The following is a 23206-nucleotide window of genomic DNA, read 5'->3' on the forward strand; positions in this document are numbered from 1 at the left end:
TATGATCCCAACTATTGGAGCGGAGGTTTTGGTACAAGAGCTTTAAAACTTTGGATTAATCATTTATTTAATACATTGCCTCTTGTACGTGTAGGTTATACAACTTGGTCGGGTAATCATCGTATGATTAAAGTTGGGGAAAAATTAGGAATGACAATGGAAGCAAGATTAAGAAAATGTCGTTTTTATGATGGGAATTATTATGACTCAATTCGTATGGGGTTATTGCGAGAAGAGTGGAATGAATTCTTAGAAAAAGATGGTTTAATCGTAGTATAGAAAATATGAAATAATCTATTTAAAAAAATTGCTTATGTAACTAAAGCACTGCGTTCGTTACATAAGAAGTCTATATTCTAAAGATAAGAGGATATAAGAATGAGTAAAATGTTTTTAAATATAGTAATAGAAAACACAGAATATACTCTTGAAGAAGATAGATGGTACATCTTTGAATTTAAATCTGGTTATGAATTAGGAAATTCAAATAATCCATTTTCAAAAGTTCAAATGATGAATATAGCATTCGAAGGAGCAAATGGAGAAACTTGTTTTTTTGTTTTCCATGAGGAAACAAATGAAGATTACCTAATAGGTGTTGATGAACTAATTTCAATCGCAAATATTTAAACTGTAATGCAACTAATGCAATAATTTAGTTGCATTAGAACTATATAATTATATTATTTTAATGAGGTGAATTAATGGATTTTATTTCAGGGGGATATTACATTATAGCTCCTACTATTAGACAAGAATATATGGATAAAGAAATAATCCCTAATAGAATTGTGTCAGTAAGTGAGTGCATTTGTGATATGCATCCTGAAATCAATATATTTTGGGGTGGTTCGAAGGTAAATAAACTAAAATACATTAAAGATCTTAATATTTCGGAAGTTAAATACAAAGAGATGGAAAAATGGATCCAAGATAAGTTTGACTTGAGAGAATTCGAATATCCTCAAATCTTACCATCATTAAATATAGCAAATGAGTTTTTTAGCACATTTTTAAGTGATGTAAAAGACTTAAAAATAATAGGTATTGGACTACCTAATAATTATTTAGAAAGTTTTTTAGATGAGGAAGACACAATAATTAAGACCTCAGAGGAAAGAACTGGCCTAGAGAATATTCTACTAAGGAAAGAATTTATTGTTGATGGAACTACTTCAATAAAAGGCTATGAGATCTTAGGGTATGAAACAAATACATTCCATTCTTATTTGTGTAACGGATTAGAAAATGAGTTTAAAAATCAGTTTGATTTTTCATTAAATAAAAATGGTTTTATTAAATCACTTGCTGAAGCAGAGAGATGTTGTGACATTGCAAATGACGAAAAACTTGGAACTGAACCAGTTTATTGGCTTCCTTGGGCTATTTTTGAATACGAATCTTATTGAATTAACGCATGTTTTAGTTGAATTTCATGATCGACTATATAGTCGATTTTTTTTTGTTTAATTGGCATTTTAACTTAAATAAATAGGATAATTTGCTTTGGAAATTCAAAGTAGATTATTGTTAAAAATTAAACAGATCCATTAAAAAAACTAACAACCAAAGTGAAAAAATGATTATTTTTTAAATGTAATTGTTGGATTTTTGTTCACATTTATTTACATAATAAGTGTGTTATGATTGTGCTAAGTTAGTAATAGAAGTAGGAGAACTAGATTGAAATCTAAACAAAAAATAGTTCCATCATTATCATCAAATTCAGTCTATCTTGGATTATTGTTAGCTTTAGTAGGTGGCTTTTTAGATGGGTATACTTTTATAAGTAGAGATGGTGTATTTGCCAATGCGCAAACAGGAAATCTTGTGCTTTTGGCAATAAATCTATCATTTGGAAATTGGAAAAACTCTGTTGATTATATTTTACCTATTATAGCCTTTATTCTTGGTGTTTTAGTTGCTGAATCCGTTAAACATCCACGTTTAAGAGAGCTATTATACAGCTATAGACGTTCAATTCTCTTATTAGAATGTAGTGTATTATTGATTGTAGGATTATTACCTAGTAGTGTACCTAATATAGTTGTAACTGTTTGCATCTCCTTTGTCTCATCATTACAAATTTCAACTTTCACCCATTTAGATAAATGGACATACAATTCAACTATGACAACCGGTAATATTAGAATTGCTTCACAGGCAGCGTATACAGCATTTGTAAATCATGACAAAGAAGCAAAAACAAAATTTAAAGAGTTTCTCGTTATTATCTTTTCCTTTTCATTTGGCGCATTGTTTGGGAGTCTTTCGACTAAGTATATTGGGAACCAAGCTGTTTGGATTGCTGCAGGAGTATTAATTGTAGCGTTAATCTTATATCACAAAGACAAAGGTTATTTTAGAAAGAAACTCCATTAATTTAAAAAATGAGCCCTTTTTCGGGGCTCATTTTAGTCATCTTATTTGAAAAACTGTATGAAACAAACAATAATAAGTGCAAATAAAATAGAAGGTAACATATTTCCAATTTTTATTTTTATTAAACCTAAAGAATTCAAACCAAGAGCGATTAATAAAATTCCTCCTGTACCTGAGATTTCAGCAATAATTGAACTTAATAAATGCTGTGTTACTAGATTCGGTACAAATGAGGCAAAAATGGCAATGAATCCTTGATAGATTAACACTGGGACAGCAGAGAATAACACGCCAATGCCAAGAGTCGAAGTTAAAATGATTGATAAAAATCCGTCCATCATTGATTTTGTATATAAAATTTCATGATTATGACGAAGTCCGCTATCTAGTGCTCCAAGTATAGCCATTGCGCCAACACAGAATAATAAAGTGGACGTAACAAATCCTTTAGAAATAGAGCCTTCGCTTTTAGAATGAAATTTACTTTCGATAAATAAACCTAATTTATCTAATTTACTTTCGATATCTAGCCATTCTCCTACAACCGCACCTAGCGATAAGCTGAAAACGACGATTAGAACTTGATTTGTTTTCATAGCTAAAGTAAATCCTATGACAATAATTACGAGAGAAATTGACTGAGTTACTAGGTTTTTCATTCGATCTGGAATTCTTTTAATAAACAAACCTAGTAAAGAGCCAAAAATAATAGCTGCTGCATTAACAATTGAACCGAGTAGTACCATAATTATCCCCTTTAACTTACATATAATTAATCTATTTTTAAAACTATTTTTCCGATATTTAAATTGTTCTCCATTCGCGTATGAGCTTCATTCACTTCTTGCCAACTATACACAGAATCAATAATCGGTTTTATTTTCTTATTCGTAAAAAGTGGTAAGACATATTTTTTGAATTGATTTGTTAAATAGATTTTTTGCTCAAGTGTTTGTGAACGCAAAGTACTCCCTATAATGGAAATTCTTTTTGTCAAAAGTGGTAATAAGTTCACATCGTTCACTTTAACTCCACCCATTGTACCAATCAAAATTAGTCTACCATTACTATTTAATGATTGTAAGTTTTGATGGAAATAAGATGCACCAACAAAATCTAAAATGACGTCTACTCCTACATGATCAGTAACTTTTTCGACTACGGTTTTAAAATCTTCATTTTTATAGTTAATCACATGGTTTGCACCTAAATCAGTACAAGCTGCAAGTTTCATTTCATTCCCAGCAGTAACGATTGAACTTGCACCAAATTCTCTTGCAAGCTGAATAGCAGCAGTCCCAACACCACTAGCTCCGGCATGAATTAATACAGTTTCATTTTCTTTTAATCTACCTAATTCAAATAAATTTAAATAAGCTGTCAAAAACACTTCGGGTATAGCCGCAGCCTCTTCGAACGAAAAATGATCTGGAATTGAAATTGCCAAATCTGAAGGAATAGATACATACTGCGCATAACCTCCGCCTGGCAATAAACTACAAACACGATCTCCTACTTTCCAGTCTGTTACATTAGACCCAACTTGTTCAACAATCCCTGACATTTCTAAACCTAAAATAGGTGATGCGCCTTTAGGTACGGGATACTTACCATGTTTTTGAAGTAAGTCAGCTCGATTAATAGCCGTAGCATGAACTTTAACAAGTAGCTCATTCTCACCTAAAACAGGCATCTGATAATCGTCAATAAATAAATGCTTTGATTCATCAATTTGAACTGCCTTCATTCTAAAAACCCACCTTTAATTAATTTAATTCCTATCATACTATATAACTAATCGAAAGAATATTTTAAAAACTCGGATTGATGAAATTTGTATATTTTTCCTACTCACTTTTTTAAAATTAATTTTGGAGGAAAAATTTTAAAAAAACTTCGAACTTTAATCGGTTTTTAAGTGTATATAGAGTATGTGGTGAAAGGAGGAGAAATAGTGTCTGAGAGAATTGACAAAAATCGTTTAGAAGAATTATTTAATAATCACTCGTCAATGGTGTATCGTACCGCTTACTTTTTAACAAAATCAAAAGTATTGGCAGATGATATTACGCAAGAGACGTTCATTCGCATCATAAAAAAATTCCATCTGTTTGATCAAACAAAAGCAATTGAACCTTGGATTTATCGAATGACAGTAAATATCACCCGTAATATGATACGTATGCAAAAAATTAAGAAACTTTTCGGCATTCATTATGATGTTCCAACTGAAAATGAAGTTGAACAATCGATTTTACAAAATGAAATGGAAGATCATCTATGGATAGAGATAAATTTATTACCCCAGAAGAGTAAGGAAGTGATCGTTCTTCATTATTATTTAGAACTTAAATTAGATGAAGTGGCGGTCTCTTTAAATATTCCGATTGGTACATGTAAATCAAGGCTTAATTACGCGCTGACAAAATTAAGAAATCGTTTATCGAAAAACGAACTGTTTAAAGTAGAAGAAAAACTGAAGGAGGGAGAACTTAGTGGTGGAAAACAATCCTATTTCTGAAATGAAACACACTCTTCAGAAGAAGTTAGATCAACATAATTCTTCCGTCACATATGAACGAATATGGAATAAAGCCAATTCAAATTGGGGGTATAATCGAATTCGAAAACCGCTTGTTTCAGTTGGGATTCTTTTATTTCTGGCTTTTACAATTTTTATTAACTCACCAATTAAAAAGGGACTAAAAGAAGACATAGGAATTACAAATGAATCGAAAAGTACTTCTGCAGATGCTAGTATTGGACTATTAATAGTAAACGGGGCAGGTTATCGGTTTGAAGGAATTTTACATAGTAAGGAAATTATACTTAAAGACCAAATTGGTGTAGTTCAAGAAGTTGTTAAAAATAATACGATTCCGAAAGACAATTTTTCCTCTAACATGTTAAATGTTGGAGATAAAATTTTTTTAACGAATGAAGACCCGAAAGTCATTATTGTAAAACAAGAGGACGGAACAATCTTAAAGTTTGTAGAAACTGAAAAATGAATGATGACTTTTTTAATAAAATTTTGAGTCCAATTTGAAAATAGGGAGTGTCCAATATGTCAAAATTGTTAAGTGTATCGATACTTTTTTTCTTTCTCATTTTCACTGGATGTTCAGCAAATAATGGAATGAAAGGGAATAAGCCTCCAAAAACAATGGTTCAAGTGGAGAATCAAACATATGATACGATTTTAGGTACATATTGTTGGCAATCGAAAAGACAGGGAGAATGCGTTGATACGGCTGGACCGGTCGAGCTGCTTAAGGAGAGAAAGCCGATTGAAGTAAAACCTGGCGAAACCGTTAAAATTATAATGGATTATTATCCCAAACCAAATGAAATCCACTTAAGTCAAATAAATAATAATAATGAAATTGAAATAGAATTAGTGAAGAATCAATTTTCAGCACCTATTAATAAAGGAGTATATTATTACTCATATGGAGTATATTGGATGGATAAAAAAGAAGAGCACTTATCACATGGCGATGCTTTTTATGCTTTTGCTTTAGAGGTAAAATAGAACGTTTTTCGTTAGAATAAGAAAGGGTATGTTTTGAAAAATATTAATCAAAACATACCCTTACTAGATTACTAATTTATTCTTCTGTAGGATTTTTTGGACCATCAAGATCTAATTGATAAAAGGACAAGTCAAGCCATCTATTAAATTTATAACCTGCCTTTTTAATAGTACCTGAATAAACAAATCCGAAGTTTTTATGCATGGCAATACTTTTTTCATTATCTGCATCAATTCCAGCAATTAAAGTCATATACTCTCTTTCTTTGGCAATTGAGATTAATTCTTTCATTAATGAAGTGGCAATACCCTTTTTTCTGTATTCATTATTTACATAAACTGAATGCTCAATCGAATATTTATAGGCCGGCCAAGCTCTAAAGGGCCCGAATGTAGCAAATCCAACGACTTTTTGATCAAGTTCGCAAACTAGTATTGGAAACCCTTCATCCATCTTTTGTTCAAACCAAATTTGTCTGCTTTCTAGCGTTTGTGGTTTATATGTATAAACAGCAGTTGTATTAAGAATAGCATCGTTATAAATCTCTAAAATGTCATTTAAATCATTTTGAGTAGCTTCCCTAATCATTTTTTCTTTCCCCCAAATTTAATTTGTTATCTCTTCTTATTTTAGAACTTTTTATACAGACCGTAAAATTTTTTCATATTATAATTCTTGTTCCTTAGGAAACTATCTTCCAATACGTGAAATAGAGGATATTCATTTACCGGTTATTCTCTATTTCATTATTTGACATAAATGTTCAAGAAGGAATCTAGTCTATTTTCGTTGAATTAATTACAAATGATTTTTCAGACTAATGTGGTAACAGCTGATAAAAACATTTATATAGGTTATTGGTTAGCATCAAAGTTTAATAGATTTAGATTTAAATGTAGCAATTAGAACATAGGAGTATTTAAATTTATTGAAGAGTACTCTTCCTAGTCTGATTTATATTTATCAAACACTTATTTATTAGAAGAAATTAAGCAGTTGGATTTCTAAAGGTAAGTATAAAGGAGCGAGGAAGTTAAAATGAACCAATCCTATTTTTATTTAAAACTAGAAACACATCAATTACATATGTCTTATAAAAATGAAAAACGTCGCGTGCGTGTTTTATTGCCGAAAAATTATGAAGAAGACAAGGATCAAAATTATCCAGTTGTCTATATGCATGATGGTCAAAATATTTTCTATAGTAGTGAATCTTATAGTGGGTATTCATGGAAAGTGATTCCGGCAATTAAACAAAACCCTGATTTACCGAAGATGATTGTTGTTGGGATCGATAACGGTGGACAAGACCGAATTAATGAATATACGCCTTGGAAAATTACTGAAAGCCCTCTTCCTGAAGATTATGAACTAGGTGGGAAAGGCGCGGAATTTGCTGATTTTGTCATGACAGTCGTGAAGCCGTTCATTGATAAGCAATATCGAACTAAATCGGATAAATATCATACAGCGGTGATTGGTAGCTCACTTGGAGGAAATATTTCGGCTTTTATGGGTGTTGAATATAAAGATCAAATTGGTGGTTTAGGTATTTTTTCTTTAGCCAATTGGATTACAAGTAAAGCATTTGATCAGTATATTGCTAGTAAAGAGCTAGATCCTGAACAGCGAGTGTATATTCAAGTCGGTACTCAGGAAGGCGATGATACTGATCGACAATTGATGTATGGAAATATGAAGCAAGCATATATTGATTGCTCGCTTAAGTATTATATACAACTGATAAAAGGCTCTGTTCCAATTGATAGCATTTGTTTAAATATTTTTGCAGATGAAGTACATGATGAAAAAGCTTGGGCAAAACACTTACCAGAATGTTTATTTTTCTTAAGTGAGAAATGGTCTTAATTGAACTAAATAATGACAATTGACTTAAATTTGATATATCTTACTTATTTTTAAAAGGCTTAGATTAATTTTATATTGAAATATATTGTATCAATAATCTATTTTTTCATAGTAAGAAAGGAGCATTTTTATGAATTATATTTTGATCTCTCCATTTTATCCAGAAAATTTCCAGGCATTTGCTCATCGTTTGAAAGCCGCAGGTGTTAATGTATTAGGTATTGGCGAAGAGCCATATGACCAATTAGGTTCCAAACTACAAAACTCTTTAACAGAATATTATCGTGTGAATAATTTAGAAGATCTAGATGAAGTGAAACGTGCTGTTGCATTTTTATTTTATAAACATGGTCCGATTGATCGCATTGAATCCAATAACGAATACTGGCTAGAACTTGATGCACAGTTGCGAGAACAATTTAATGTATACGGAAATAAACCGAGTGACTTGAAAAAAGTTAAATATAAATCTGAAATGAAAAAGCTGTTTAAAAAAGCAGGTGTGCCTGTTGTAGATGGAAAAGTCGTTAAAACTAAAAATGACTTAACGAAAGCCATTGATGAATTAGGACTGCCAGTTATTGCTAAACCGGATAATGGTGTTGGATCAGCTGCAACTTTTAAATTATGTTCAGAAGAGGCTGTACGCCATTTTGAAGAAGTATGGGATGAAGAACAAGTGTACTTCATTGAACCATATGTCGAAGGAGGCGTGCTTTGTACATTTGATGGTTTAGTCGATCAAAAAGGGAATATTGTTTTCCAAACAAGCTTTACATATAATGTGCCAACTCTGGAACTTGTTAAAGGTCAGTTGGATTTAGCTTATGTGATTCAAAAAGAAATTGATCCTAGGCTCGAAACTTATGGGAAGGCAATTGTGAAAGCTTTTGGGATGAAAGAACGCTTTTTCCATATTGAGTTTTTTAAATTAGAAGATGGGGGTTATGTTGCACTTGAATATAATAACCGCTTAGCTGGAGGATACACGATAGATATGTACAATTTTGCATACTCTATAGATTTATTTGCTCAGTATGCTTCTATTGTGACAGGTGAAAAAATTAAGGAATCCGATATCGAAAACCAGTATTGTGTCGGTATAACACAGCGTGATGCATATGAGTATAACCACGATACAAATGCTATTTATGAACAATTTGGCGACCGCGTGAAGTTTGAAAAGCGTATTCCAGATGCGTTTGCGGAACTACAAGGAAATCAATTTTATGCGATTAATGCAGATTCGCAGGAAGAAGTCGATGACATTATTCGTTTTGTACATGAACGTAAAAATTGCAGCATTGTAAACGTATAAGGATAGGAGATTTTTCAATGAATATAGAACATTTAAGCCATTGGAGTGGAGAATTAGGACGCGAAATGCAGTTAAACAGATATGGACATAGTGGCATGCCAATCCTAGTTTTCCCTTCATCTGGGGGGACTCATTTTGAATACAATAATTTTGGAATGATTGATGTGTGTCATGACTTTATTGAATCTGGTAAAGTTCAGTTTTTTACACTGTCTACTATAGATAGTGAAAGTTGGCTACACGACTCAAAATCAGTACATGACCGTGCATTAGCCCATGAAGCATATGATCGTTATGTGATTTCAGAAGCTATTCCATTTATTAAACATAAAACAGGTTGGTTTGATCCAATGATGACAACGGGATGTAGTATGGGGGCATATCATGCATTGAACTTTTTCCTAAGACATCCGGATGTTTTCCAAACAACGGTTGCACTTAGCGGTGTTTACGATGTACGTTTCTTTTTTGGGGACTACGGAAATGATCCTCTTGTATACGAAAATTCACCAAGTGATTACATATGGAACCAAAATGACGGCTGGTTTATTGATCGATACCGTTCAGCAGATATCATATTATGTACCGGGCTAGGTGATTGGGAACAAGACGGGCTGCCGTCGTACAAAACATTAAAAGAAGCCTTTGAAGAAAAACAAATTAAAGCATGGTTTGATGAGTGGGGCGAAGATGTTTCGCATGACTGGGTTTGGTGGCGCAAACAAATGCCGTATTATTTAGGGGAATTATTTAAATAATAAATCATAAAAACATCAGTTTTTTTAAGATAAGATTTTTATTGAAACTTAAAAGAAACGAAACTTTGGCAATAAGCACTTAATACTTTATAGGGCTACTTTATTTAGGTAGCTCTTTTTATATTTTAATATTAAAATATTATAATTTATTCAACTAACACTTGTATTAACCTATCTAAAAGTGATTATAGCTACCGTTTATGATTCTTTTAGTTACTCATATTCTCTTCACCTTAAAATAACAAATGACTAACTCAAGTTTAGTGAGACATTAGCATGCTAATTAACAATTTCTAATTGAGGTATGATAGTGAGAAGAAATTATATTTTAACAGGGGGTAATGAAAATGAATATTTTGTATGATGAAACTTATACTTCCAATGACGGGAAGAGAACAAGCAGGAATATTTGGTATGGAGATGCCGATCTAACTGTTGAAGGTGAATTTGGAAAAGTCATTAATCTGAATGAAGATTTTATGGATAATCTATGCGAAATAATAAAAAATGACTTATCTAATGCAGCAAATAAGGCTACTGAAACGAACTGGTATTTTTATGGAAGTGGTGTAACTCTGGACACTATTGGAGACAATATCCGTCCAACAATTATGGTTCGTGAGAGGTCTGACGAATATATCACTAATTTTAATATGAGTGACCACGATTTTGCTGTTAATATCGATGCTATTCTGCTGTTTAAGGCGGATTTTGAAAAACGTTTAGTTAGTCAATGAAGAGATATTACTCTAAATAAATTTACATACTATTCGAGGGGAATGATTTCATAATGAAATCATTCTCCTTTTTTATCAGGTGGGAATCTTTTTTGGAAAGGAAAAGAATTTTTAATAAGTACAGGTTGTGGCTAATTACACTAAAAAATCAATCAAAAAATCGACAATATTTTAACTGATTGATAAGTTGTAATAATTTAATAAACTGTATGAACTAGTGTATGATAAGTAAATTACTATAAATGTTTAATTTTTATAGTTAAGGAGCGTTTGTTAATGGATTTCCACAAATTTAAGAAGGACTCCCTAACGCAATATAAATGACTAAAGTGAAATCTTTAAATATCAATTTCGAAATTAATAAGGTGAAATAAATGATTGTAAATACACTAAATGAAGTAAATAAGTTAATTACAGAATGGCAAACAGCAATTGAAGCGGAACGAAATTATTTGAAATTTCATGGTGGGAGAAGTTATACCCTTTCTAAGGGGACTCCTCTATACCAAATTGGACAAAGTACGGTGATCTTGTTTACGATTTATGCAGAAATTTTTGCCCCAGAAGGAACGCCGGTTCGAATAAAAATAGAAAATCAAGAGTATCAAGGTGAATTGTTGTCATTTAAAGGCTCTCAAGTTGAAATTAAAATAAATGAAAGAATTACTTCAACAATTCCATATGCAGAACTTTTTAATGAACCATGGGAGTTACTAGATCAATTAATTGAAAGACTTGAGGAAATAAAAGATTATCGTAGTAAACAAAAAAGAATTATGAAGCTAATGAATGCTGATTCAACCGCTAAACATTTAAGTAAAATGAAGAAAGAAGTTTCAACAAAGCAGGAGTTAATTTATCGTTCGTTTTATAATGCAACAACATATATATGGGGTCCACCAGGTACTGGGAAATCTTATAATTTAACGAATATTATTTTAAAACATTACGAAAAAAATAAGTCCGTTTTAGTAATAGCTCATTCTAATGCTGCAGTAGATGTATTAATGAAAAATGTAATTCATGAATTAGAACAGAAAGATAAATGGAAAAGTGGCGAGATTGTCCGCTATGGGTATACAAAAGATGAAGTATTATTACAACATGAAGACGTCCTTTCTTCAAAGCTTGTAGAAGTAAATGGAAGTATAAATCAATATGAGTTGGAAAATTTAGATGAACGAAAGCACTCGATGTTAAGGAAAGCTAGAAGAGGTGCAGCCTCAAAAAAAGAATTAGATGATTTAAGTAAAATTCAAAATAAGTTAAATAAAATTCGAGGGGAAATTCGTGAAAAAGAAAAGGAATTGATTGATCAAGCAAAAGTGATTGGAACTACATTATCAAAATGTTCAATAGATCCTTTAATCTATTTACGCCAGTTCGATTTAGTGATTGTTGATGAAATTAGTATGGCGTATACACCACAAATCGCCTTTGCTTCAACATTAGGGAAAAGAATTGTTGTATGTGGAGATTTTAAACAATTACCACCAATTGCATCATGTTTTCATAATGAATTTGTGAAAAAATGGCTACAAGAAGATTTATTTCACCATACAGGAATTGTCCAAAAAATAGAAAATGGTGAACAATTAATTAATTTAGTTTTACTGAATCAACAAAGGAGAATGCATCCGGCCATTTCTGGATTTACAAATAAAGAAATCTATCATTCGTTAGTGTTTGATCATCCTTCTGTAAAAAAAAGACAGGAAATCGCTAAACATAGACCGTTTCCAATGGAAGCAAATAGTTTAATAAATTCACAATTTCTTAAAACTTATGCATTAAAAGATTCAAATACGAATTCTAGATATAATTTAGGCTCTGCGATTATTGCAATTCAATGTATTCTTTCAAGTATAGTAGATGGGGTCAAGTCAATTGGAATTGTTACGCCATATAGAGCACAGGCAAAGTTACTTACCGCACTCCATAAAGAGATGATCGGCAAAACAAAATATCGAGAATTGCCAATACAAATCGCAACAGTTCACCGATTTCAAGGAGCGGAGTGCGACGTAATCATTTTTGATTCAGTTGATACGAAACCACAATATTCTCCTGGATTACTACTAACAGATCAAAACAGTGAAAGATTAATTAATGTTGCTTTGACTAGAGCTCGAGGCAAATTTATTCATATTGCAGATATTCCATTTATAAAAAGTAAAACAAATTCAAAAAAGACGATTAATAAGTTAATTCATTTCCAGATGGATAATGAATACAAGGTGAGTAAAGAAGAGTTTGAAAAGGTTTTTTCAAAGAGTATATCAAAGAGGTTAAGACTGTTTTCAAATGATTCCATAGACATGAAAAATGAATTAGTAACTGATCTAAAAAATGCTAACAAAAAAATAGTTGTCTCCATGCCTAATTTATCTGAAATGTCTTTGGAAATACGAAAACTTATCAATGAAGTTGAGATACCTATTCTCTTTATAAGTGAATCGTATTTTGAAAATCAAAAAAATAGAAGTTTTATTAAAAAAGATCAAGTTCAACCTTTCATTATGATTGATAATGAAATTTTATGGTATGGTATACCCTTGTCAAATGTTAGTTTAAACCAATCAAATAACTCTGCGAGATTGAATTGTCCTTTAACATGTCAAATATTAAAAGGATTTATCGATTATTAAAAGTTACATAGAGCGTATTCTATGTAATTTTTTTTATTCTTATTAAATAATTTATTGCATAAATTAATAATAAAATGCTACGGGATAGGTGAATAAATGGTCGATCGATCGGTATTTTCTAAATTGTCTATGCCATGTGCTTTTTTAGATTGGGATGCTTTTGTTCAAAATGTGGATGATATTGCAGCTAAATCAAACGGTAAGAAAATACGAATTGCTACAAAATCAATTCGTAGTGTACAAGTTTTAAAATATATATTAGAGAGCAATGATTGTTATGAAGGGCTAATGTGTTATAACCCCCATGAAGCAGATTTTCTTGCTGAAAATGGATTCGATAATTTGTTAATTGGTTATCCAACAGTTGATGTAATAGGATTAAATAAAATTGCATTACAAATAAAAAAGGGTAAAAAAATCATTTGTATGGTGGATCAGACTGAACAAATTAGTATGATTGAAAAGATTGCAGCAAAAAATGAGATTGTTATTCCACTTTGTATCGATATAGATATGAGTACATCATATTATGGGTTTCATTTTGGAGTTAGGAGGTCACCAATAAAAGAACCTAGAGATTTAGTACCTCTACTAACCCATATTTTGCAATCATTGAACGTCCGCTTAGAAGGAATTATGGGATATGAGGCGCAAATTGCGGGTGTTGGTGATGACGCTAAAAATAAGTTTATTAAAAATAAAATAATACAGTTTTTAAAGACGAAATCATTAGGTGAAATAGCGAAAAAACGAAGAGATATTGTTAAATACATTGAAAAGGATGGCTACCATCTTGAGTTTGTAAATGGTGGAGGAACTGGAAGTCTTCATTCGACGACAAAGGAAAAAGTGGTTACAGAAGTAACAGTAGGCTCTGGATTTTACGCTCCAACATTATTTGATGAATACAGAAATTTTCAATATCAACCAGCAATAGGCTTTGCTTTACCAATCATTCGAAAACCAGCAGATAAGATTTTTACATGCACAAGTGGAGGATTTATCGCTTCAGGTGCTGTAGGAAAAGAAAAATTACCAACTCCATATTCCCCAGATCATTGTACTTTATTACCACTAGAAGGTGCTGGTGAAGTTCAAACCCCAGTTTTTTATTCAGGTCATGAAGATTTAAAAATAGGAGAAGCAATTTTATTTAGACCAAGTAAGTCTGGTGAAATTGCTGAGCGTTTTTCTCATTTATATGTAGTAAGTAAAAATAAGATTATCGACCGGTTCACAACATACAGAGGAGATAGGGGGTGCTTCCTATGAAAAGTATGTTATGGAAAAACTGGTCTGGAAGTGTAAAGTTTAAACCGAATCAAGTATTTTATCCTTCATCGATTGAAGAAGTTGTTAACCTCGTTAAAAAAGCTAACTCGGAAAATAAGAAAATAAGAGTAGTAGGTTCATGTCACTCATTTACTCCACTAATTTCAACAAACGACTATTTACTGTCACTAGATAATTTAAATGGTGTTATTTCTATCAACAAAGAGGAACAAATTGCCGAAGTTTGGGCTGGAACTAAGCTTGAACAATTAGGAAATGAATTATATGAATCAGGTTTTTCACAAGAAAACTTAGGTGATATAAATGTTCAATCGATTGCAGGAGCATTTTTAACGGGTACGCATGGCACAGGAATTGATCACGGAATTTTATCTACGCAAATCGAAGAGATGACAGTAGTATTACCATCTGGTGATCTATTAGATTGTTCAAAGACAAAAAATACAGATATTTATAGGGCAATTGGCGTATCGTTAGGTCTACTTGGCATAGTTGTTAAATTTAAAATTAGGATAAAGCCTGCTAAAACGTATCGTTTTGAGAGTAAAAAAATAAAGATTGATGAAGTTTATAGTAATCTACTAAATTTGAAAAAAGAAAATGAACATTTTGAGTTTTACTTATTCCCTTATTCTGATCAAGTTCAAGTAAAGATAATGAATGAAACTAGAACGAAGAAACATTCATTTAAATTTGAGAAATGGAAGGTAGCAACCATTGAAAATAAAGCATTCTGGTTATTAAGTGAATTTAGTAGAAACTTTCCAAAAAGTAGTTCTCAAATTAGTAAAATAAGTGGTAGCAGTGTTCCAAATTCAAGAATGGTCGGACCGAGCCATGAATTATTTTCAACAACTCGAAATGTAAAATTTAACGAAATGGAGTACAGTATTCCAGCTGAATATATGAATGATGCGACTTTAGAAATACAAGAAGAAATAAAAAATAAACGTTTTAACGTCCATTTCCCAATCGAATGTCGATTCGTACAAGGAGATAATTTTTTAATAAGTCCTGCTTCGATGCGTGATTCAGCGTATATCGCGATCCATATGTATAAAGGAATGCCGCATCAAGACTATTTTAATAGAATAGAAGAAATTCTTCAAAGCTATAACGGCAGACCACATTGGGGAAAAATGCATTCAATGAATTTAGAAAGACTAAATCACTCGTATCCATCATTATCTAACTTTCTTACTATTCGAAGTCAATTAGATAAGAATAATATTTTTGTGAATGCTTATTTAGCGAAATTATTTAAGATTGAATAAAGTTGTTGGTTAGATGACTTGCTGTTAAATAATTTAATAGTATCAGCTGTACTACCTTAATTATATAAGAGGTTAAATTAAAAAGTACGAACATTAAGTGAATAAATTTGGAAAACTCGCTCTAAATAATAGATAGATTTAAAATGACTGAACAAGCTTCAGTCATTTTTTTATGAAAATCTAATTGAAAATATTTATCAATTGTATTATGATAAGTGATGAGAAGAATTATCAATATCAATTACATATATTTAATTTAGATTTTTTCGGGGGTATTTTCATGAAGAAGCAAACTACAATGATCGCAATTTCTCTTGCTACTAGTTTAATGATGGCAGGTTGTGCACAAAAAAGTGAAGAAGCTAGTAACGTAAAAAAAGAATCAAAAGTAGAAGCAAAAATAAATTTAGATTCTGAGATTAATAATTATAGAGATTTCGTTGTATCTCAAACGGAAGAGTTCGTATCAAATACACAGAAGTTCGTTGATGCAATTAATGCAGGAAACATGGCAGAGGCAAAACGTTTATATCCAATTAGTCGTTCATATTACGAAAGAATTGAACCTGTAGCAGAATCATTTGGGGATTTAGATCCAAAAATTGATGCCCGTGAAGGTGATGTACCTGCAAATGAATGGACTGGTTTCCATAAAATTGAGCAAGTTCTTTGGGTTCAAAATACAACAAAAGGTCTTGAAAAATATACAGAACAACTTATGAAGGATGCGAACTATTTAAGAGCAAAAGTAGAAACAGCTGAAATTGATCCTGTATTATTTGTAACTGGTCCTGTTGAATTATTAAATGAAGTATCATCTTCAAAAGTTACTGGTGAAGAAGAGCGATATTCTCATACTGATTTAGCTGATTTTGCAGCTAACGTGGAAGGTTCAGATAAAATCGTTCAATTATTATCAGAAAAACTAAAAGCAAAAGATGCTGATTTAGCTAAAACAATTGAAACTAGATTCAATGATTTAATGACAACATTAAATACTTATAAAAAAGGTGATCAGTACGTTGATTATAAACAGTTAAAAGAAGATGAAGTGAAAAAATTGGCTCAACAAGTAGATGCATTAGCAGAACCGATTTCTCAAGTTGGGTCAACATTAGGGGTTAAATAATATGAAAAAATTAGAAACGAATAAAGTTTCTAGAAGAGATGCATTAAAACTTATTGGAGTTGGTGGGGCTGGTATACTTATTGGTGCAACTGGAATTGAAACAGCTACTGAAAAGGTAACTAATTTCTTTTCACCAGCAAAAGCGGATGCAAGAGAGATACTTCCGTTTTATGGTAAAAAGCAACAAGGTATTACAACTCCTGCTCAAGATTTTATGTATTTGGCGTCATTTAAACTAGAAACTACTTCAAAAGCAGATGTCAAAACAATGTTTAAAAAATGGACTGAAGCAGCAGCTTTAATGAGTGAAGGAAAGGAACTAGGTGATTCAGATTTTCCTTCATCACCACCAATTGATACGGGGGAAGCAACAGGTTTACAACCAATGAAGCTTACGTTTACATTTGGAGTTGGCCCTTCATTTTTTGACCGATTATCAATTCAATCTAGTAAACCATCGGGGTTAAAAGATTTGCCTCATTTCCCTGGTGATGATTTGAGAGAGGAATGGAACGGTGGAGACATCGTAGTTCAAGTTTGTGCAAACGATCAACAAGTTGCTTTTCATGGTGTAAGAAACTTAATTCGAATTGGACGTGGGACTGTTAGTTTAAAATGGATGCAGCACGGTTTCCAACGTTCATCTGGAGCGGATCCATCTGGTAGTACACCTAGGAACCTAATGGGTTTTAAAGACGGTACTGGAAATCCAGATACAAAAGATGAAAAAGAAATGAATTCACATATTTGGGTACAAAATGGCGATGGCCCAGCTTGGCTAACAGGTGGTTCTTATTTAGTTGCAAGGCGTATACGTATCCGTGTTGAGGAATGGGATCGCAGTTCATTACAAGATCAAGAACAAACATTTGGTCGTCACAGATCATCTGGTGCACCAATCGGTGAAAGTAGTGAATTTGCTAAAATCGATTTAAAGAAAACAGATGATAATGGGAAATTACTGATTCCTGCAGATTCACATGTTGCCTTAGCAAAAGGAAAAGGTAAAATTAAAATTTTAAGAAGATCTTATTCATATACTGACGGTCTTGATATCCAAACGGGAAAATTAGATGCAGGCTTACTATTTGTTAGTTTCCAAAGAGATTTAGAAAAACAATTTATTCCTTTACAAGATAAATTAGCGAAAATGGATTTATTGAACGAATACATTGAACATAATGGTAGTGCAGTATTTGCATGCTTCCCTGGGGTTAAGAATGGAAGCTATATTGGCGAAGGATTACTTTAGGTGAATTGCATGAAAAAAAATATATTTTTAATAGCTAGTTTACTATTTTTTAGTTTAATATTTAGTCCGTTTCATAAAACATTTGCTGAAACTGATATCCAGGAACAAGTACTTTCACATATTGGTAACTCTTTAACAGAAGTTAAAAATGGTGAAAAAGATAAAGTAAAAACAGATTTATTAGCGATTAAAGAGTTAATTAAAAATGAGAAAAAAACTTCAAAATTAACTAAACTTGTTGACCAAGCGATTAAAGATATTGATCAAAATGAACTTGCAACAGTAAAAGATGATATTCGCGGGATCGCTTTTGAAACAGAAAAGTGGATCGAAAATACGAATGATAAAAAAGATCTTTCTCAAATTAATCTGACTAAAATAATATTTCATTTAAATAATGTTAAAACTTTATCAAATGAATCGAATTGGGAAAAGGCACAATCAGAGTATAAGCTTTTTGAAATTGAATGGTCAAAAGTAGAAAATGATATAAGAAAAGCAAACAGTGGTTTTTATGGTTCAATCGAAGCTAATATGATTACTTCTAGGTCAACTTTGTTTACTGAAAATCCTTCAATTACTAAAGTTAATGATTCTTTTACTAAATTAATCGATGTATTGAATAATCCAAGTAGTGACGCAACAAAAGAAGTTAGTATTGAGAAAGCTATAAAACTACTCAATCAAACAATCAATTATGTTGGATCAAATGATACAGAGAAAGCACAAGCAACGTTTAATGAATTTATACAAGATTGGCCATATGTTGAAGTAATGGTTCAATCAAATTCAATGGAATTATATAAGAAGATTGAAAATGATACATCCATTGCTTTAACTCAGTTAACTGAAAAGCCTGAATCTGCTACAACGATGAAAACATTAAAACAAATTCAAAACAATTTAAACTTAGCTACGAAGAAAACATCTTATACGATGTTTGATGCAGGGACAATTGTATTTCGTGAAGGTTTAGAGGCTTTAATTATTATTTCTGCTTTACTAGCATTAGTGTCAAAAGGTAAACAAGAATCAGCACGTAAGTGGATCTTTGTTGGTGGTGCTTGTGGTATTTTAGCTAGTTTAGTAGCCGGTTTATTATTCCAGTTCTTATTATCAAAGATCTCAGCTGGAATTAGTAATCAATTAATTGAAGGAATATCTGGTCTTATTGCTGTTGTTTTCATGTTAACAGTTGGGTTATGGTTGCATAAACAATCCCGCCAACAAGTATATGGAAGTAAGATGAAAGAAAAAGCAAAAGCAGCAATTGCTGGCGGAGGAATTCTTTCATTAAGCTTACTTTCATTTTTCGCAGTATTTAGAGAAGGTGCTGAAACAGTAGTATTTTATATCGGTATGAGTTCTTCAATTACAGCGAAAGAATTGATTACTGGTTTTGCAGGTGGAATCATTTTACTTGTAATAATTGGAATTTTCATCTTAAAAGGAAGCAAATTTATTCCTTTAAAGCCGTTTTTTACAATTGCAAGTTTATGTATTTATTACTTGACGTTTAAATTCATTGGTCAAAGTATACATGCATTACAAGGAATTGGCTATTTGCCTGACCATATGAGTACTATTTTTCCAACAATACCTAAATTAGGGATTTATCCTTCCCTAGAAAGTATCATTCCACAACTAATTTTATTACTATTTGTCATTTGGTTGTTCGTTGGAACAAAAGTTAAAAATAATAGTAAGTCAATTGCTGCTTAAAACAGTATAAGAAAACAGGCATAATTGTCCTTCAAATAGACAATTTATGTCTGTTTTTTATCGTCTTTTCACCTTAGTAATAGTCAAATCAGATTGATGGAATTCATTTAATAAAAAATTGGAAAATTATGAGCTAAAATATTTAAAAATTCTTTTAAAAGAGATAAGATAAGATTAAAGAATTAGATAGGTTTTCATAATAATATTATGTAAACTAGGTAAAGTAAGGAGGATTTTTAATGATTCAAAAAGCTACATTTGCAGGTGGTTGTTTTTGGTGTATGGTAACACCGTTTGAGGATTTACCTGGTATACATAGTATTGTTTCAGGTTATATGGGTGGGGAATTAGAAAACCCTACGTATGAAGAGGTTAAAAAGGGTACTACTGGCCATTATGAAGTAGTTCAAATTACGTTTGACGATGAATTATTCTCATACAAAAAATTATTAGAATTATTTTGGCCGCAAATTGATCCAACTGATCCAGACGGTCAATTCCAAGATAGAGGTTCACAATATCGAGCTGCCATATTTGTTCATAATGATTCACAGCTTAAGGAAGCAATGGAATCAAAAGAAAAATTAATTGAAAGTAATATGTTTAAGAAACCGATCGTAACTGAAATATTACAGGCAACCACTTTTTTTGAGGCTGAAGAGTATCACCAAGACTATCATAAAAAAAATCCAAAACACTATAAAGAAGATAGAGCGATGTCAGGAAGAGACGAATTTATTGAGTCAAATTGGAAAAAGTAGGCAAAAAAACAATAGAAGCTCCATTAGAGCTTCTATTATTTTTAAGGGAGATAGGAATATTTATCTATCCTAAAAATTTTCAATCCTTATATCTGCTCTCGAATGGAGGGATACTATGGAAACAAATCGAAGGCTAGTGACGATCGGGTTATTGGTAGCTGTTACATTGTCTGCGATTGAAGGGACGATTATAACAACTGCCACACCTACCATCACTACTGAATTATCTGGTGTTAAGTTGATGAGTTGGATTTTTGCAGCTTATATGTTGGCAATGACTGTAACGACACCCATCTATGGGAAGTTATCGGATTTATATGGTCGCAAAAACTTATTAATGTTTGGCATCATTTTATTTATTTTAGGTTCAGTTTTATGTGGTTTTTCACAAAATATGGGTCAATTGATATTATTTCGTACAATTCAAGGGCTAGGTGCTGGAGCTGCATTACCTTTAACGATGACAGTAATAAGTGATTTATATCCATACCAAGAAAGGGCTAAAGTACAAGGGTATATTAGTGCGGTTTGGGCTGTTTCAAGTGTAATTGGTCCATTAGTTGGAGGATTTTTTGTAGACTTCATTTCTTGGCGTTATATCTTTTTTATTAATTTTCCATTTGGCATCATTTCTATTATTCTATTTTGGAAATATTATCATCAGAAAATTGACAGTAAAAATACAGTTTCAATTGATTATTTAGGGTCCATCCTTTTTATATTCAGTACTTTATCTGCTTTATATGCTTTAGTTGTAGGAGGAGAGCAACATAACTGGACTTCTCCAAATTTACTTTTCCTTTTTGCTTTTGCAATTATTTTATTTGGGTTATTTCTTTTTGTTGAAACAAGAGCAAAAGAACCATTATTACCACTTTCATTATTCAAAATCAGAAATTTAGTCGTAACATATGCAGCAATGTTTATTGCACATGCGCTTCTAATCTCGATCGAGGTATATTTACCAGTTTATAATCAAAGTGTGTTTGGATTAAGTGCAACACAGTCAGGTTTAATGTTAATTCCACTTTCATTCGCTTGGACATTAGGTTCTTTTTTATCTGGTCGTTTCATTAAGAAAATGAAGGCAAGAAATATTATCCTATTAGGGGCTTTCTTATGTATTATAGGTGCCTTAGGTATGAACTTTTTTCATGATTCAAAAATATTAATTTATCCATTTAATGCATTTTTAGGTCTTGGCTTTGGTTTATCTTTTCCAATTTATATGATCCTAATTTCATCAGCAGTAGGAATGAACCAAAGGGGTATTGCAATTGCCGCAAATTCCTTTTTAAATACTTTTTCGCAAACAATTACCGTTGCTGTGTTAGGAACCATTTTTACAATTAAGGCTTCCGAAGTATTGAATGGTCAAAAATTAATCTTAAATGCTCATAATCAAATCAATCATTTATCGACAGTAAAAGCTGTTACGGCTGGTTTTGAAATCATCACTTTATTTATGGCGGTATTTAGTATTATTACGTTTATTTTCGTCTTTTTTTTACCGTCTGAACAATCTGAAGAAAAAAAGGCTGAAATAGCACACTAATATAGAAAAAGAAAGCTGGGAGAGAATGAACAACACACTTAAAGGGATTTTGTACGGTGTACTTGCATATGTGGTCTGGGGAGTCTTACCAATTTATTGGAAACTAATACAAGATATTTCTCCTTTTGAAATATTAACACATCGTATTATATGGTCTTTTGTAACGTTAATACTTTTCATTCTTCTTACAAAAAAATTAAAGCAATTTAAAATTACTTGGAAGCAAGTTGTAAGTAATAAAAAAGTATTCGTTTCAATGATTGCTATTTCACTATTAATTAGTACCAATTGGCTAATCTATATTTGGGCAGTCAATTCAAATCATATTCTTGATGCAAGCTTAGGTTATTATATTAATCCATTAGTTAGCATTATACTTGGTGTAATCGTATTGAAAGAGTCACTGTCTATTTGGCAAATCGTTTCAGTTTGTTTAGCAACAATAGGGGTAGGATATTTAACAATCATGTCAGGTACTTTACCTATCGTAGCAATACTATTATCTTTAACATTTGCTTTTTATGGATTATTGAAAAAGATTTTAAATATCGATTCTTTTTTAAGCCTTACAATTGAAACATTATTAATTTTTCCAGTGGCCTTACTATACTTTGGTTTTCTAGCTTATAAAGGCCAAGCGGGACTTGTAGAAAGTGCACCAATTGAGCAATTATTTATAGTAGGTGCTGGTTTAGTAACAATTATTCCTTTATTGTTTTTCGGTAAAGCAGCCCAATTAATTCCGTATACTTATGTTGGATTTTTGCAATTTATTTCACCAACAATTAGTTTATTAATAGGGATTTTATTATATGATGAAAGTTTTTCAAAGAAAGACTTTATCTCATTTTCATTTATTTGGTTAGCTTGTATCGTATTTGCGGTCTCTACTACACCGTTTATGAAATCAATTGAACAAAAACTTAAAAATCGAAATAAAAAGCAATCAATATCTGCCTAGAAATAGATTAT

General features: G+C 31.6%; 23 protein-coding genes. 20 read left to right on the forward strand and 3 right to left on the reverse strand.

The window, feature by feature from the left end; all coding sequences use genetic code 11:
* The 4 genes from COE53_RS19330 to COE53_RS19345 form a co-directional block, all read left to right on the forward strand.
* A partial coding sequence (locus tag COE53_RS19330) for a GNAT family N-acetyltransferase (RefSeq protein ID WP_142350424.1) occupies nucleotides 1-279 on the forward strand: 279 nt, incomplete at its 5' end.
* Between the two features lie 99 nt (nucleotides 280-378).
* Nucleotides 379-630 (forward strand): hypothetical protein, encoded by a 252-nt coding sequence (locus COE53_RS19335; RefSeq protein WP_069032444.1) that lies wholly within the window; start codon nucleotides 379-381, stop codon nucleotides 628-630.
* 74 nt (nucleotides 631-704) lie between these two features.
* On the forward strand, nucleotides 705-1409 hold the full coding sequence (locus COE53_RS19340) for a hypothetical protein (RefSeq protein WP_069032445.1): 705 nt from the start codon (nucleotides 705-707) through the stop codon (nucleotides 1407-1409).
* A gap of 274 nt (nucleotides 1410-1683) precedes the next feature.
* A complete protein-coding gene (locus tag COE53_RS19345; RefSeq protein WP_069032446.1) occupies nucleotides 1684-2382 on the forward strand; it encodes a YoaK family protein in 699 nt (232 codons plus the stop codon).
* A 41-nt stretch (nucleotides 2383-2423) separates the two neighbouring features.
* On the opposite strand, the gene COE53_RS19350 is transcribed toward COE53_RS19345, so the two are convergent.
* Complete coding sequence (locus tag COE53_RS19350) at nucleotides 2424-3128, reverse strand: DUF554 domain-containing protein (protein WP_069032447.1); 705 nt, start codon at nucleotides 3126-3128, stop codon at nucleotides 2424-2426.
* 26 nt (nucleotides 3129-3154) lie between these two features.
* The gene (locus tag COE53_RS19355) at nucleotides 3155-4129 is read right to left on the reverse strand and encodes an NAD(P)H-quinone oxidoreductase (RefSeq protein ID WP_069032448.1); all 975 of its coding nucleotides are present in this window, start codon (nucleotides 4127-4129) and stop codon (nucleotides 3155-3157) included.
* A 207-nt stretch (nucleotides 4130-4336) separates the two neighbouring features.
* Between COE53_RS19355 and COE53_RS19360 the strand changes: the two genes are divergently transcribed.
* The 3 genes from COE53_RS19360 to COE53_RS19370 are packed head-to-tail and all read left to right on the forward strand — an operon-like array spanning nucleotide 4337 to nucleotide 5917.
* Nucleotides 4337-4903: an RNA polymerase sigma factor gene (locus COE53_RS19360; protein ID WP_069032449.1), complete on the forward strand. Its 567-nt coding sequence runs from the start codon at nucleotides 4337-4339 to the stop codon at nucleotides 4901-4903.
* A complete protein-coding gene (locus tag COE53_RS19365) occupies nucleotides 4878-5393 on the forward strand; it encodes a hypothetical protein (RefSeq protein ID WP_069032450.1) in 516 nt (171 codons plus the stop codon). The genes COE53_RS19360 and COE53_RS19365 overlap by 26 nt, the downstream gene beginning before the upstream one ends.
* Before the next feature lie 56 nt (nucleotides 5394-5449).
* Nucleotides 5450-5917, forward strand: a complete 468-nt coding sequence (locus tag COE53_RS19370) for a hypothetical protein (RefSeq protein WP_091021421.1) — start codon at nucleotides 5450-5452, stop codon at nucleotides 5915-5917.
* Nucleotides 5918-5993: 76 nt separating this feature from the next.
* Here the strand turns inward: COE53_RS19370 and COE53_RS19375 are convergent, their stop codons facing one another.
* Nucleotides 5994-6506 carry a GNAT family N-acetyltransferase gene (locus COE53_RS19375; RefSeq protein WP_069032452.1) on the reverse strand — a complete coding sequence of 171 codons (513 nt, stop codon included), beginning with the start codon at nucleotides 6504-6506 and terminating at the stop codon, nucleotides 5994-5996.
* 450 nt (nucleotides 6507-6956) lie between these two features.
* Between COE53_RS19375 and COE53_RS19380 the strand changes: the two genes are divergently transcribed.
* From COE53_RS19380 to rarD, 13 genes are all read left to right on the forward strand, one after another.
* Nucleotides 6957-7787 (forward strand): alpha/beta hydrolase, encoded by an 831-nt coding sequence (locus COE53_RS19380; protein ID WP_069032453.1) that lies wholly within the window; start codon nucleotides 6957-6959, stop codon nucleotides 7785-7787.
* A 130-nt stretch (nucleotides 7788-7917) separates the two neighbouring features.
* Entirely contained in the window at nucleotides 7918-9105 is a 1188-nt protein-coding gene (locus COE53_RS19385; protein WP_069032454.1) for an ATP-grasp domain-containing protein, read from the forward strand.
* Nucleotides 9106-9122: 17 nt separating this feature from the next.
* On the forward strand, nucleotides 9123-9863 hold the full coding sequence (locus COE53_RS19390) for an esterase family protein (protein WP_069032455.1): 741 nt from the start codon (nucleotides 9123-9125) through the stop codon (nucleotides 9861-9863).
* A gap of 347 nt (nucleotides 9864-10210) precedes the next feature.
* Nucleotides 10211-10600 carry a hypothetical protein gene (locus tag COE53_RS19395; RefSeq protein ID WP_069032456.1) on the forward strand — a complete coding sequence of 130 codons (390 nt, stop codon included), beginning with the start codon at nucleotides 10211-10213 and terminating at the stop codon, nucleotides 10598-10600.
* A 374-nt stretch (nucleotides 10601-10974) separates the two neighbouring features.
* Nucleotides 10975-13248 (forward strand): AAA domain-containing protein, encoded by a 2274-nt coding sequence (locus tag COE53_RS19400; protein ID WP_069032457.1) that lies wholly within the window; start codon nucleotides 10975-10977, stop codon nucleotides 13246-13248.
* Between the two features lie 96 nt (nucleotides 13249-13344).
* Nucleotides 13345-14520: an alanine racemase gene (locus COE53_RS19405; RefSeq protein WP_069032458.1), complete on the forward strand. Its 1176-nt coding sequence runs from the start codon at nucleotides 13345-13347 to the stop codon at nucleotides 14518-14520.
* Nucleotides 14508-15815, forward strand: a complete 1308-nt coding sequence (locus COE53_RS19410) for a D-arabinono-1,4-lactone oxidase (protein WP_091021420.1) — start codon at nucleotides 14508-14510, stop codon at nucleotides 15813-15815. Before COE53_RS19405 ends, COE53_RS19410 begins: the two co-directional genes overlap by 13 nt.
* Before the next feature lie 280 nt (nucleotides 15816-16095).
* A complete protein-coding gene (gene efeO, locus COE53_RS19415; RefSeq protein ID WP_069032459.1) occupies nucleotides 16096-16944 on the forward strand; it encodes an iron uptake system protein EfeO in 849 nt (282 codons plus the stop codon).
* 1 nt (nucleotide 16945) lies between these two features.
* On the forward strand, nucleotides 16946-18196 hold the full coding sequence (gene efeB / locus COE53_RS19420) for an iron uptake transporter deferrochelatase/peroxidase subunit (protein ID WP_069032460.1): 1251 nt from the start codon (nucleotides 16946-16948) through the stop codon (nucleotides 18194-18196).
* A gap of 9 nt (nucleotides 18197-18205) precedes the next feature.
* Entirely contained in the window at nucleotides 18206-19918 is a 1713-nt protein-coding gene (locus COE53_RS19425) for an FTR1 family iron permease (protein ID WP_098948566.1), read from the forward strand.
* Nucleotides 19919-20160: 242 nt separating this feature from the next.
* Nucleotides 20161-20679 carry a peptide-methionine (S)-S-oxide reductase MsrA gene (gene msrA, locus COE53_RS19430; RefSeq protein WP_069032628.1) on the forward strand — a complete coding sequence of 173 codons (519 nt, stop codon included), beginning with the start codon at nucleotides 20161-20163 and terminating at the stop codon, nucleotides 20677-20679.
* A gap of 115 nt (nucleotides 20680-20794) precedes the next feature.
* Nucleotides 20795-22234 carry an MDR family MFS transporter gene (locus tag COE53_RS19435; protein ID WP_069032462.1) on the forward strand — a complete coding sequence of 480 codons (1440 nt, stop codon included), beginning with the start codon at nucleotides 20795-20797 and terminating at the stop codon, nucleotides 22232-22234.
* Between the two features lie 25 nt (nucleotides 22235-22259).
* Nucleotides 22260-23195, forward strand: a complete 936-nt coding sequence (gene rarD / locus COE53_RS19440) for an EamA family transporter RarD (RefSeq protein ID WP_069032463.1) — start codon at nucleotides 22260-22262, stop codon at nucleotides 23193-23195.
* Nucleotides 23196-23206: the final 11 nt, after the last annotated feature.

The sequence above is a fragment of the Bacillus sp. AFS029533 genome (genome assembly GCF_002585125.1).
Lineage (GTDB): Bacteria > Bacillota > Bacilli > Bacillales > Bacillaceae_G > Gottfriedia > Gottfriedia luciferensis_B.